Source organism: Kitasatospora aureofaciens, assembly GCF_001188955.3.
GTDB classification, from domain to species: domain Bacteria; phylum Actinomycetota; class Actinomycetes; order Streptomycetales; family Streptomycetaceae; genus Kitasatospora; species Kitasatospora aureofaciens.
Map to the genome: position 1 here is coordinate 179,286 of NZ_JPRF03000065.1, position 12,301 is coordinate 191,586.

Annotated in this window: 12 protein-coding genes; 8 read left to right on the forward strand and 4 right to left on the reverse strand. The window is 73.2% G+C overall.

Annotated features, from left to right (window positions below; all coding sequences use genetic code 11):
* Nucleotides 1-97: 97 nt before the first annotated feature.
* Nucleotides 98-610, forward strand: coding sequence for a SigE family RNA polymerase sigma factor (locus tag HS99_RS33925; RefSeq protein WP_094743019.1), 513 nt, complete (start codon nt 98-100; stop codon nt 608-610).
* A 190-nt stretch (nt 611-800) separates the two neighbouring features.
* Here the strand turns inward: HS99_RS33925 and HS99_RS33930 are convergent, their stop codons facing one another.
* Complete coding sequence (locus HS99_RS33930; RefSeq protein ID WP_030555529.1) at nt 801-986, reverse strand: hypothetical protein; 186 nt, start codon at nt 984-986, stop codon at nt 801-803.
* A 274-nt stretch (nt 987-1,260) separates the two neighbouring features.
* Here HS99_RS33930 and HS99_RS33935 point away from each other — a divergent pair, with 274 nt between their 5' ends.
* The 7 genes from HS99_RS33935 (at nt 1,261) to HS99_RS33965 (ending at nt 10,639) form a co-directional block, all read left to right on the forward strand.
* On the forward strand, nt 1,261-1,965 hold the full coding sequence (locus HS99_RS33935) for a VIT1/CCC1 transporter family protein (protein ID WP_030288744.1): 705 nt from the start codon (nt 1,261-1,263) through the stop codon (nt 1,963-1,965).
* Nucleotides 1,966-2,129: 164 nt separating this feature from the next.
* Nucleotides 2,130-4,688 (forward strand): ATP-dependent Clp protease ATP-binding subunit, encoded by a 2,559-nt coding sequence (locus HS99_RS33940; protein ID WP_370863331.1) that lies wholly within the window; start codon nt 2,130-2,132, stop codon nt 4,686-4,688.
* 292 nt (nt 4,689-4,980) lie between these two features.
* A complete protein-coding gene (locus HS99_RS33945) occupies nt 4,981-6,135 on the forward strand; it encodes a sensor histidine kinase (RefSeq protein WP_046386700.1) in 1,155 nt (384 codons plus the stop codon).
* The gene (locus tag HS99_RS33950; protein ID WP_030288736.1) at nt 6,132-6,809 is read left to right on the forward strand and encodes a response regulator; all 678 of its coding nucleotides are present in this window, start codon (nt 6,132-6,134) and stop codon (nt 6,807-6,809) included. Before HS99_RS33945 ends, HS99_RS33950 begins: the two co-directional genes overlap by 4 nt.
* Nucleotides 6,810-7,014: 205 nt before the next feature.
* Nucleotides 7,015-7,317 (forward strand): SHOCT domain-containing protein, encoded by a 303-nt coding sequence (locus HS99_RS33955; protein ID WP_030288734.1) that lies wholly within the window; start codon nt 7,015-7,017, stop codon nt 7,315-7,317.
* On the forward strand, nt 7,314-8,069 hold the full coding sequence (locus HS99_RS33960; protein ID WP_030288732.1) for an ABC transporter ATP-binding protein: 756 nt from the start codon (nt 7,314-7,316) through the stop codon (nt 8,067-8,069). Before HS99_RS33955 ends, HS99_RS33960 begins: the two co-directional genes overlap by 4 nt.
* Nucleotides 8,066-10,639, forward strand: coding sequence for an FtsX-like permease family protein (locus HS99_RS33965; protein WP_030555533.1), 2,574 nt, complete (start codon nt 8,066-8,068; stop codon nt 10,637-10,639). Before HS99_RS33960 ends, HS99_RS33965 begins: the two co-directional genes overlap by 4 nt.
* A gap of 63 nt (nt 10,640-10,702) precedes the next feature.
* Here the strand turns inward: HS99_RS33965 and HS99_RS33970 are convergent, their stop codons facing one another.
* The 3 genes from HS99_RS33970 to HS99_RS45445 all read right to left on the reverse strand — a co-directional run bounded on the left by HS99_RS33970 (nt 10,703) and on the right by HS99_RS45445 (nt 12,259).
* The gene (locus tag HS99_RS33970; protein WP_094743017.1) at nt 10,703-11,593 is read right to left on the reverse strand and encodes a metallophosphoesterase family protein; all 891 of its coding nucleotides are present in this window, start codon (nt 11,591-11,593) and stop codon (nt 10,703-10,705) included.
* A 160-nt stretch (nt 11,594-11,753) separates the two neighbouring features.
* Complete coding sequence (locus tag HS99_RS33975) at nt 11,754-12,053, reverse strand: hypothetical protein (RefSeq protein WP_046386699.1); 300 nt, start codon at nt 12,051-12,053, stop codon at nt 11,754-11,756.
* 50 nt (nt 12,054-12,103) lie between these two features.
* Nucleotides 12,104-12,259, reverse strand: a complete 156-nt coding sequence (locus tag HS99_RS45445) for a hypothetical protein (protein ID WP_157846532.1) — start codon at nt 12,257-12,259, stop codon at nt 12,104-12,106.
* Between the last annotated feature and the right edge of the window lie 42 nt (nt 12,260-12,301).

Here is a 12,301-nt window from a genome sequence, read left to right on the forward strand (position 1 = left end):
CTACACGCGTCGGACCCGCAGGGGCGCTGCTCGGGAGTCGCAGGTTTTTTCGATCGGGCCAAGACGGGGATGGCGGGGGATGACGGGGATACGGCTCGTGGACGAGGCGTTCGACGACGGGTTCACCCAGTTCGTCAAGGAGGTCAGGCCGAGGCTTCGGCGCAATGCGTTCGTACTGGTGGGGGACTGGTTCGAGGCGGACGACCTGGTGCAGCGCACACTGATCGCCGTCTACCGGCGCTGGGACCGGCTGGAGCAGCGCGACGATCTGAACGCCTACACGAGGACGGTGATGGTGCGGCAGTTCATCAGCGAGCGCCGGGGGCATCGCTGGTCCCGCGAGTTGATCCAGAACCCCTTGCCGGAACCGGAGCCGGCTCCGGAGGACGTCGCCTGCGTCGGCGACCGGGTCCTGTTGCTCGGCGCGCTCGCCGAACTCGCGCCCAGACAGCGGAGCCTGGTGTTTCTGCGGTACTGGGAGGACTTGAGCATCGAGGAGACGGCCCGGACCGTGGGGTGTTCGCCCGCTACCGTCCGGAGTTCCACATCACGGACGTTGCGCATTCTTCGGGAGCGTTTGGGGGCTCTTTACTCGGACGACACGGCCTGATTCGACAGCCGAGGGAATTGTCCGCAGGGGTGGATGTTTCCGCGTCGACCGTCGAGCCCGGAAGAGAAGGCGGGGGACGGAAGGCGGAAGGCGGAACGGACGCCGCCCGGGTGATCCGGCGGAGCCGGGAGCGGTCCCGGCGTGCGCCCGACGGCAGCCGACTACCAGGAATGTCCCCCGTCGGGGAGGCTCACCGGGAAGCCCGCTCCGGGCCGCCCTCGGCGGACGCCTTGCGGACTTCGGCGACCAGTTCCTCGTCGCTGAGATCGGGAATCGGCGCGGGGGCGGAGCCGAGGACGGACTTCAGGAGACGGCGTAGCGGCTGCTCGCCTTCCCGGCCGTCACCTGAAAGAGGGTGGTGCTGGCTGTTGCCCATGATTCATCCGACCTGGAAAACCTGGCTCGCACATGACTGTGGAAGCGTACTCGCGTTCGGCGGCGCTACTGCGGAAGCATCTGAAACTGGCACGCATTTCACCGGGGGATGCCACCGCGCACCACGGGGCCTGCCCGCGGGGACTGCGACGCGACGCGTGGGGCGACCGCGACCGCGACCGCGACCGGTCGCCGGACGGCGGCAGGTGGCGGGGCAGGAGGGGGCAGGTGAGGATCGGGGGGACCGTACGGACCCCTGAGGGCGGTGGACGCGGATGGCGGAGCAGGTGGGGGAGACCCGGGCGGAGCTGTCGGCGCGGCTGAACTGGCTGCGGGCGGCCGTGCTGGGCGCCAACGACGGTGTGGTGTCGACGGCCGGGATCGTGACCGGGGTGGCCGGCGCGGCCGGTTCCCGTACGGCGCTGCTCGCGGCGGGGGTGGCAGGGCTGCTGGCGGGGGCGATGTCGATGGCGGTCGGCGAGTACGTCTCGGTCAGCACCCAACGGGACACCGAGCGCGCCGCGTTGGAGAAGGAGCAGCGCGAGCTGACCGAGGACCCGGAGGGCGAGCTCGACGAACTCACCGACTACTACCGGGACAGCGGGCTCGCCGCCGGCCTGGCCCGGGAGGTGGCGGCGGCGCTGACCGAGCGGGACGCCCTGGCGGCGCACGCGCAGACCGAACTGGGCATCGACCCCGAGGCGTTGACCAATCCCTGGGAGGCCGCGCTGGCCAGCGCGGCCGCGTTCACCCTGGGCGCGCTGGTGCCGCTGCTGGCGGTGATGCTGCCGCCGGAGTCGTGGCGGCTGGGGGTGACGGTGGCCGCGGTGGTGCTCGCGCTGACCCTCTCGGGCTGGACCAGCGCCCGGCTGGGCGGGGCCGGGCCGGGGCGGGCGGTGGTACGCAACGTCGCGGGCGGGCTGCTGGCGATGGCGGTGACGTACAGCGGCGGCGTGCTGCTGGACTACGTCACCGGGTGAGGCGCTCGGGACGGTGCGCCGGCGGGTGGCGCTCGGGCGGAGGCCTCCACGGCGGCGTGTGTTCGGAGCGGCCGCGCGCGGGACGGATGCGCTCGGGAGGCGGGCTCCCGTGCCCTGTGTTTGTGTGGCTGCAAACCGCTTCGGAGAGGTGAAGTGCCGTGACCATGCCCCCGTTCGGATCGAGTGACCCGTTCTCCGACCTGCTCAGCCGGTTCTTCGGGATGAGTCCGCTGGCCTCCCCGCCCGCCGTGCAGCGGGTGCCGATCGGGCGGTTGCTCAGCGAGTCCTCCCAGGAGCTGCTGGGGCTCGCCGCGCGGCGCGCGTCCGAGGACGGGAGCAGCGACCTCGACACCGCGCACCTGGCCTGGGCGGCCAGCCGGGTGGAACCCTCGCGGCGGATGCTGGAGCGCGCCGGCGTCGACCCTGACCAGCTGTCCGAGGCCCTGGAGCACGCGCTGCCGTCCGGGGGCCCGTCCTCGCCGGACGGCCGGCCCGCGCTCACCCCCTCGGCCAAGCGCGCGCTGCTCGCCGCGCACGCCCGTTCGCAGGCGGTCGGCGCCTCGTACATCGGCCCGGAGCACATCCTCGGCGCGCTGCTGGAGCAGGAACGTTCCGGCGCGGGGACGGCGCTGCGCAACGCCGCGCCCTCGCAGGAGGCGCTGAAGTCGGTGCTGGAGGGGCGCGGCACCGGCGGTGAGCGCAGCAGTGCGGGGGCGCAGCCGAGCGGGACGCCGACGCTGGACGAGTACGGGCAGGACCTCACCGAGGCGGCTCGCTCCGGCCGGCTGGACCCGGTGGTCGGGCGGGCCGAGGAGATCGAGCAGACCGTCGAGATCCTCTCCCGGCGGACCAAGAACAACCCGGTGCTGATCGGCGAGCCGGGGGTGGGCAAGACCGCGATCGTCGAGGGCCTGGCGCAGCGGATCGTCTCCGGGGACGTGCCGCAGAGCCTCAAGGACAAGCGGGTGGTCACCCTCGACCTGACCGCCCTGGTGGCCGGCTCCAAGTACCGGGGCGAGTTCGAGGAGCGGCTGAAGAGCGTGATCGACGAGGTGACGGCGGCCGGGAAGAGCGTGATCCTCTTCCTGGACGAGCTGCACACCGTGGTCGGCGCGGGCGGTGGCGGCGAGGGCTCGATGGACGCCGGCAACATCCTCAAACCGGCTCTGGCGCGCGGTGAGTTGAGCGTGGTCGGTGCCACCACGCTGGACGAGTACCGCAAGCACGTGGAGAAGGACGCCGCGCTGGAGCGCCGCTTCCAGCCGGTGCTGGTGCCGGAGCCGACCGTCGAGGAGACGATCGAGATCCTCCGGGGGCTGCGCGACGCCTACGAGGCGCACCACCAGGTGCGGTTCAGCGACGAGGCGCTGGACGCGGCGGCGACGCTCTCCGACCGCTACGTCAGCGACCGCTTCCTGCCCGACAAGGCGATCGACCTGCTGGACCAGGCCGGCGCCCGGGTGCGGCTGCGCAGCCTGACCGGCTCCACCGAGGCGACCTCCGTGCAGGACCGGATCACCAAGCTGAGGCGGGAGCTGGACGAGGCCGTGGCGGACGAGGAGTTCGTACGGGCCGCCAACCTGAAGACCGAACTGCGGCAGACCGAGGACGAACTGGCGGCGATCTCCGAGTCCCGCGAGGAGGTCGTCGACGTGACGGCCGACGACATCGCGCAGGTGCTGTCCTCCCGTACGGGCATCCCGGTCGCGGAGCTGAACGCGACCGAGAAGGAGCGGCTGCTCAAGCTGGAGGAGCACCTGCACCAGAAGGTGATCGGCCAGGACGAGGCGGTCACCGCCGTCGCCCAGGCGGTGCGCCGCGGCCGGGCGGGGATGGGTGACCCGGAGCGGCCCACCGGTTCCTTCCTCTTCCTCGGGCCGACCGGCGTCGGCAAGACCGAGCTGGCCAAGGCGCTGGCCGCGCTGCTGTTCGGAGACCCGGACCGGATGATCCGCTTCGACATGAGCGAGTTCCAGGAGAAGCACACCGTCTCCCGGCTGGTCGGCTCCCCGCCCGGGTACGTCGGCTACGAGGAGGCCGGGCAGCTGACCGAGGCGGTGCGGCGCAAGCCGTACAGCGTGCTGCTCTTCGACGAGGTGGAGAAGGCGCACCCGGACGTCTTCAACCTGCTGCTCCAGGTGCTGGACGACGGGCGGCTGACCGACTCCCAGGGGCGTACGGTCGACTTCCGCAACACCGTGGTGATCATGACCAGCAACATCGGGTCGCAGCGGATCCTGGACCGCTCCGGGAACGTCGACCCCCGGAGCGGAGCTCCCGACCAGGCACTGCGGGACGACCTGATGCGGGACCTCCGCCAGCAGTTCCGGCCGGAGTTCCTCAACCGGATCGACGAGGTGATCGTCTTCCACGCACTCACCCGCAAGGACCTGGTGTCCGTGGTCGACCTGCTGCTGGAACGCACCCGGCGGCGGCTGCGGGCCCAGGACGTGCGGCTGGACGTCACCGACGCGGCCAAGGAGTTCCTGGTCAACCGCGGCTACCAGCCGGAGTTCGGGGCCCGGCCGCTGCGCCGGACGATCCAGTCCGAGCTGGACAACCGGATCTCCAACCTGCTGCTGGACGGCACCGTGCGGGAGGGGGACACGCTGATCGCGGACGTCAGCGACGGTGAGCTGGTGGTGACGCTGGCGCGGCCGGAGCCGTCGGCGACCTTCGAGCAGGCGGAGGAGAGGGCGCAGGCCGCGGCGGAGGGGGCGTAGACCGCGGCGGGGAGGGCGCAGGCTGCGGCGGAGCGGGCCGAGGGCTGGGCCCTCTCGTGCTGCCCTTCGGTTCGGGCGTACTCCAGCGGGAGTACGCCCGAACGCCACTGGTGGAGGACGCGCGGGGGCGGGGCGCGGGTCTAGCCTTCCGGGCATGATGCCGCCCACGTCACAGCCGCCGGAGCCGTCGCCGGTGCCGCCGTCGGAGTCCCCGTCGGGGGCGTCGCCGCCGTCGCTGTCGTCGTCGTCGCCGTCGCCAGGTGGGCCGCCCGAGCCCTGGCGCCCGCCGTGGGTGCGCGCCGCCCGGGCGGGCCTGCCGGTGGGGCTGGCGGCGGTGGTCGCGCTGGTCCAGGTGGTCGGTTCGGGCTTCGCCGCGCGGCACCAGGGCGAACGGGTCCCGCTGGACGCCTTCGGCTACCTGCTGCTGCTGGTCGGCCCGGCCCTGCTGGTGCTGCGCGGCCGCCGGCCGGTCGCGGCGGTGGCGGGGACGTCGGTGGTCACCGCCGCGTACCTGGCCGCCGGGTACCCGTACGGGCCGGTCTTCGCGAGCTGGGTGATCGCCTGCTGCTCGGCGATCGGCCGCGGGCACCGCCGGGCGGCGTGGGCGGGGGTCGGCGGGGTGTACCTGGTGCACGTGCTGGCCACCTTCGTCCTGCCGGACGGCTGGCAGCGCGCGCCGCGGTCGAAGTTCGTCTGGCAGGAGGAACTCGGGCTGCTGGCCTGGCTGTTGCTGGTGCTGGCGATCGCCGAACTGCTCCGCTTCCGGCGCGAGCGGATCGCCGCCCACCGGGCCTACCGGCAGCAGCTGGATCAGCGCCGGGCCAACGAGGAACGGCTGAAGATGGCTCGGGAGTTGCACGACATCCTGGCGCACAGCCTGTCGCTGATCAACATCCAGGCCGGGGTCGCGCTGGCGCTGCTGGACCGGCGGCCGGAGGAGGCCCGTACCGCGCTGGTCACCATCAAGTCGACCAGCAAGGAGGCGCTCGGTGAGGTCCGCCAGGTGCTCGCCACGCTGCGCGGGCCCGGGGAGGCGCCGCGCGGGCCCGCTCCGGGGCTGGGGCGGCTGGACGAACTCACCGAGCAGGCCGACCGGGTGGGCCTGGCGGTCGAGGTGCTGGAGGACGGTGAGCGCCGCCCGCTGTCCGCCACCGTCGACCTCACCGCCTTCCGGATCGTCCAGGAGGCGCTGACGAACGTCATCCGCCACTCGGTGGCCCGGGAGGCGGTCGTGGTGCTGGACTGGCGGGACGCCGCCGTGCTGGTGGTCCGGGTCGAGGACCCGGGGCCCGGGGTGGTCGGCGACGCCGGCGGGTCCGGCAGCGGACTGGTCGGGATGCGGGAACGGGCGGCCGCGTTCGGTGGCACCATCACGGCGGGACCGCTGCCGGGCGGCGGCTTCCGGGTCCGGGCGGAGCTGCCGACACCGAAGGCGGAGAGCGATTGATTCGGGTACTGCTGGCGGATGACCAACTGCTGGTCCGGGCGGGCTTCCGGGCCCTGCTGGACCTCCAGGACGACCTCACCGTGGTCGGCGAGGCGGACGACGGCGAGGCGGCGGTGCGGCTCGCCCGCGAACTGGTGCCGGACGTCGTGCTGATGGATGTCCGGATGCCCCGGATGGACGGGCTGGAGGCGACCAGGAGGATCGCCGAGGACCCGGCGCTGTCCTCCGTACGGGTGGTCGTGCTGACCACCTTCGAGCTGGACGAGTACGTCTTCGAGGCACTCCGGTCGGGTGCGGCGGGCTTTCTGGTCAAGGACACCGAGCCGGCCGACCTGCTGCGGGCGGTCCGGGTCGCGGTGGCCGGGGACGCGCTGCTCTCGCCGGGCGTGACCAGGCGGCTGATCGGCGAGTTCGCGGCCCGTTCGAAGGGGCCGGAGACGGCTCCGGAGGGGCTCACGGACGTCTCGGTGCTGACCGAGCGGGAGCGCGAGGTGCTGGCGCTGGTCGGGATGGGGCTGTCCAACGAGGAGATCGCCCGGCGGCTGGTGGTCAGCCCGCTGACGGCCAAGACGCACGTCAGCCGGGCGATGGTGAAGCTCGGGGCGCGGGACCGGGCGCAACTGGTGGTGCTGGCCTACGAGTCGGGGCTGGTGCGGCCGGGCTGGCTGGGCTGACGGGGCAGTCGGAGCAGTCGGCGGGGTGGGGCCGGCTCCCCGCGGCTACTCCCGGCCCGGCGTGTCGCAGGACGGCCGTACTCTCTGGGGAGTATCCCAACTGCCGCTGCTGGTAGGACGCGTGATGAGACCCCTCGGCGGGACGCTCAAGGCACCTCGGGAAGACCCCGGGGCCGTGGAGCCGACCGCGAGGAGATGAACCACGATGTACACACAACTGGCAGATTGGCACGGGCCGGGCGCCTGGATCCTGCTGGTGCCCCTGTTCTGGATCGCCGTGGTGGTTCTGGTGATCACGATGCTGCGCCGGTCGGTGTGGCGGCGGTACGGCGCCTGCGGGTTCGGGACCGGGTTCGGCGCCGGGGCCCCGGGCGTGGTGGAGCACCCGCTCGCCGTCCTGGGCCGCCGTTTCGCAGAAGGCGACATCGACGCCGAGGAGTACCGCGCCAAGCGGGCCGTGCTGACGGAGCCGACGAAGGACGTCCCCGGGGGCGGTGGCGCCAGGTGACCACCCTCGACGTCGTAAGGGGCACCGCCGCGCGGGTCGCCGACGCCGTGAAGATCTACGGCGTCGGCGGCACCGAGGTCCGGGCGCTGGACCACGTGACGGTGGAGTTCCCGGCCGGGCGGTTCACCGCGATCATGGGGCCGTCCGGCTCGGGCAAGTCCACCCTGATGCACTGCGCGGCCGGGCTGGACACGCTCACCGCCGGCAGCGCCTGGATCGGCGACGCCGAACTCGGCTCGCTGAACGACCGGCGGCTCACCCTGCTGCGCCGGGAGCGGATCGGCTTCGTGTTCCAGGCCTTCAACCTGGTGCCGACGCTCACCGTCCGGGAGAACATCACCCTGCCGCTGGACCTCGCCGGGGCCGCTCCCGACCAGGCCTGGCTGGAGTCGCTGATCGAGGTCGTCGGCCTCGGTGACCGGCTGCAGCACCGCCCGAGCGAGCTCTCCGGCGGCCAGCAGCAGCGGGTCGCCGTGGCCCGGGCGCTGGCAGGGCGCCCCCAGGTGGTCTTCGCCGACGAGCCGACCGGCAACCTCGACTCCCGTACCGGCACCGAGGTGCTCGGCCTGCTGCGCCGCGCGGTGGACGAGATGGGGCAGGCCGTGGTCATGGTCACCCACGATCCGACGGCGGCCGGTTTCGCCGACGAGGCGCTGTTCCTCGCCGACGGCCGACTGGTGGACCGGATGGAGCGGCCGACCGCCGCCTCGGTGCTGGACCGGATGAAGGCCTTCGAACGGAGGCGGTCATGACGTCGGTGACCTTCCGGCTCAGCCTGCGCTCGCTGCGCGCCCACAAGCGTCGGCTGGCCGGCACCCTGCTCTCCATCCTGCTCGGCGTCAGCTTCCTGACCGGCACGATGGTGCTCGGGGACACCCTGCGCGCCAACTTCGACACCCTCTTCGCCGACGCCAACGCGGGCACCGACGTGGTGGTCCGCAGCGCCGACGTCCTGGACTCCCCCGGCTCGGCCGGCGGGGTGCGGGCCCCGGTCGACGTCGCACTCGCCGACCGGCTGCGCACGATCCCCGGAGTGGCGGCCGCCGAGCCGTCCGTCCAGGGCGCGGGCCAACTCGTCGGCAGCGACGGCAAACCGATCGGAGGCCAGGGCCCGCCCACCCTGGCGGGCAACTGGCTCACCGACGGTCGGCTGAACCCCTACCGGCTGGCCGAGGGCCGGGCACCGGCCGCCCCGGGCGAGGTGGTGATCAACCGGGGCGCGGCGAAGACGGGTGGGCTGTACGTCGGCTCGACCACCGTGCTGCGCACCCCCGATCCGGTGCCGGTCACCGTCGTCGGCATCGCCACCTTCGGGGCGAACGCGGACGGCATGGGGCCGAGCACCTTCACCGCCATGACCTTCACGGACGCCGAGCACCACCTCACGCCCAAGGGCGCGGGGCAGGCCAGCTCCATCCAGGTCCGGGCCGCGGGCGGGATCTCCCAGCGGGAGCTGGCCGACCGGATCGGCCCGCAACTGCCCTCCGGCGTCCAGGCGGTCACCGGAGCGGCGGCCACCCAGGAGAGCACCCAGCAGCTGTCCGGGCGGTTCCTGAGCATGTTCACCACGCTGCTGCTGGTCTTCGCCGGGATCGCGCTGCTGGTGGCGACCTTCACCATCCACAACACCTTCGCCATCGTGGTCGCCCAGCGCACCAGGGAGAACGCGCTGCTGCGGGCGCTCGGCGCGGTGCGCGGCCAGGTGCTGGGGGCGACGCTCGCCGAGGCCTCGGCGGTCGGCCTGCTGGCTTCGCTCGGCGGGCTGCTCGGCGGGATCGGGGTGGCGGCGGGCCTCAAGGCGCTGTTCTCGACGCTCGGCTTCGCCCTGCCGACCGGAGGCATGGTGATCAGCGCGGCCGCCGTACTGCTGCCGCTGCTGGTCGGGACGCTGGTCGCGGTCGGCTCGGCGCTGCTACCGGCCCTCCGGGCCGGGCGGACGGCTCCGCTGGCCGCCCTTCGGGAGGCGGGTGTCGACCGGGCGGCCCAGGGCAGGGCGGGCGCCGTCCGGGTGGTGCTCGGCGGAGTGCTGCTGGCCGGGGGAGCGCCGGTGGCCGTCCTGGGAGCCACCGACGGTCCGTCGGTCCTGCTGACGGCGGGCGGGGCACTGGCGGTGCTGGCCGGCACGGTGGTGCTCGGCCCGGTCGCCGCGGCCCTCGCGGTCCGTGTGCTGGGCGCGCCGCTGCCCGGACTGCGCGGGGTCTCCGGCGTACTGGCCCGGCGCAACGCGGCCCGCAACCCGCGCCGGACGGCGGCCACGGCGAGCGCGCTGATGATCGGCGTCGCGGTGGTCACCCTGTTCACCGTCTTCGGGGCGTCGATCAAGGCCACCCTGGACGACACGGTGAGCAAGTCCTTCGCGGGTGACCTGGCCGTCACCACCGCCTCGTTCGGGGCGGGCGGCAGCGGGATCAGCCCCAAGGTGGCGGACGCCCTGGCGGCCCTGCCCGAGGTGCGGCAGACGGTCGGGCTCGGTCGGGGCGTCGCCCGGATCGACGGGCACGGCCGTACCTTGGACGTCACCGACCCGGCCCGGCTGTCCGGGATCGTCGACCTCGGCCGGGTCGACGGCTCGCTCGACGCGCTCGGCACGGACGGGCTCGCGGTCTCGCGCAGCGAGGCGCAGCAGAACGGCTGGAAGCTCGGACAGTCCGTCACCGTGGGCTTCACCGACGGAGCGAGCGGGCCGTTCACCATCCGCGCGCTGTACGAGGGCGGAACGCTGGCCGGGGACTACCTGATAACCAGGCAGGCCTGGGCCCCGCACCGGGTCCAGGACGCGGACACCATGGTCGCGGTCGGGCTCCGTGGCGGCGTCCCGCTGAGCGTCGGCAAGGCGGCGGTGACCAAGGCACTGCTCCCCTTCGGCAGTCCCCAGGTGCAGGACCGGGCCGAGTACGCCAAAACCGCGGCCTCCGGCGTCGACACGATGCTCTCGGTGGTCTACGCGCTGCTGGCGCTGGCGGTGCTGATCGCGCTGCTGGGCATCGCGAACACACTGACCCTGGCGGTGCACGAGCGGACCAGGGAGCTGGGGCTGCTGCGGGCGGTCGGTCAGACCAGGGGACAGTTGCGCGGGATGGTCCGCTGGGAGTCGGTGCTGGTGGCGGCCTTCGGGACGGTCGGCGGGCTGGGGCTCGGCGCCTTCCTCGGCTGGGCGCTGGTGGAGGCCTCGGACAGCGCCGGGACGGGCTCGTTCGCGATACCGCCCGAGCAACTGGTCGTGGTCCTGCTGGCCGGGCTGCTGGCGGGAGCCGTGGCCGGGCTCCGCCCGGCGGGCCGGGCGGCGCGGCTGGACGTGCTGCGGGCGATCGCGACGGACTAGGAGGACCAGGAGGAGTCGGAGGTGAAGCCGGGACAGGAGGGAGAAACCCCCGCGCCGCTCCGCTCAGGACCTCGCGGCCTGCGGGAACACCTCCCGCAGGAGCGGGTCCGGCAGGCCGCGCTTGCGCCACTCGCGCGGGTAGCCGAGCGAGACCTCCTCGAACGGGACTCCGTCGTAGCTGGTCTTGCGCGGGATGTGCAGGTGTCCGTAGATCATCGCGGCGGTGTTGAAGCGGCGGTGCCAGTCCGCCGTCAGCTCGGTGCCGCACCACTGGGCGAACTCGGGGTACCAGAGGACCTCGGTGGGGTGGCGGACCAGCGGGTAGTGGTTGACCAGGACCAGCGGGACATCCGGGTCGCAGGCCGCGAGCCGCTGCTCGGTCAGCCGGACGCGCTCGCGGCACCAGGAGTCGAGGTCCGGGAACGGGTCCGGGTGGAGCATCCGCTCGTCCGCGCAGACGATCCCGCTCTCGTAGGCGGCCGCCAGGGACTCCTCCTTGGTGGCCGTGCCCGGGGCACGGAAGGAGTAGTCGTACAGGAGGAAGAGCGGGGCGATCCTGACCGGTCCGCCGGCGCCCTGCCAGAGCGGGTACGGGTCCTCGGGGGTGACGACGCCGAGGGCGCGGCACAGTTCCACCAGGTGGTCGTAGCGGGCCACACCGCGGAGCTGGACCGGGTCCTCGGGGTGGGTCCACAGCTCGTGGTTGCCGGGCGCCCACACCACGCGGGCGAAGCGTTCGGCGAGCAGGCCGAGCGCCCACTCGATGCTGGTGGTGAGCTCGGCGACGTCCCCGGCGACGAGCAGCCAGTCGTCGGGGTGGGTGGGCTTGAGCTTCTCCACCAGGTCGCGGTTCTCCTGGTAGGAGATGTGCAGATCGCTCACCGCGAGCAGTCGCCCGCCCTCGCCCGTCCCGCTGGGCGTCGACTGCGCGTCGCTGCGGATCTCGGTACTCACTCCTGCCCCCTGGGTTCACCCGGCCGATGTGGCCACCCTACGTGGCGGGCGGGGGTTGTGGGCCGGGTTGTCGCGATCAGCTGTTCGACGCGGACGCGGGGGAGCCGAGGTGAGCCGAGGTGAGACGAGACGAGTCGATGCGGAGTGAGGTGAGCTCGGATCAGGAACTGACGTCGATGAGCACACCGTGGGAGGTGGCAGTGGTGACGGCGAGGATGGCCAGCGAGGCGATGCCGAGGGCCAGCCCGAGGAAGGCGCGGCCGCGGCGGCTGGTGCCGCGGACCAGGGCCAGTGTGGCCAGGGTGATGGCGATCGGCCCCAGGACGATGTTGAAGAGCAGTAGGCCCGGGAGGCCGAGGAGGAAGGAGGCGACGGCCAGGCTGTCGGCCTCGGCCTCGGCCGTGCGCCGGCGGTCGGTGCCGGCGGGGTCGGTGATGCCGCGGTCGGTGGCGGTGCTCATGACGGTGCTGGTCCTCTCAGTAGGAGTGGACGGGAAGGCGGCTGCCCGGGTCAGCGGTGCCGCAGTCGGGCGATGCCCTCGCGGGCGCCGAAGGCGAGCAGCCAGGTGGTGATGGCGGCGGAGGCGGCGAGGAACACCGGGAGGGGGAGGTGGGCGGCGGTGCCGATCAGGACTCCCATGGCGACCAGTGCGGAGAACAGGATCACGGCTGGCTCCTTCAGCTGAGGCTGCTACTGCGCCGATTTCGG

Coding starts and splice junctions, on each gene's coding strand:
- HS99_RS33930 (WP_030555529.1), bottom strand. CDS start 986: ATGGGCAACAGCCAGCACCACCCTCTTTCAGGTGACGGCCGGGAAGGC.
- HS99_RS33935 (WP_030288744.1), top strand. CDS start 1,261: ATGGCGGAGCAGGTGGGGGAGACCCGGGCGGAGCTGTCGGCGCGGCTG.
- HS99_RS33940 (WP_370863331.1), top strand. CDS start 2,130: ATGCCCCCGTTCGGATCGAGTGACCCGTTCTCCGACCTGCTCAGCCGG.
- HS99_RS33955 (WP_030288734.1), top strand. CDS start 7,015: ATGTACACACAACTGGCAGATTGGCACGGGCCGGGCGCCTGGATCCTG.
- HS99_RS33965 (WP_030555533.1), top strand. CDS start 8,066: ATGACGTCGGTGACCTTCCGGCTCAGCCTGCGCTCGCTGCGCGCCCAC.
- HS99_RS33975 (WP_046386699.1), bottom strand. CDS start 12,053: ATGAGCACCGCCACCGACCGCGGCATCACCGACCCCGCCGGCACCGAC.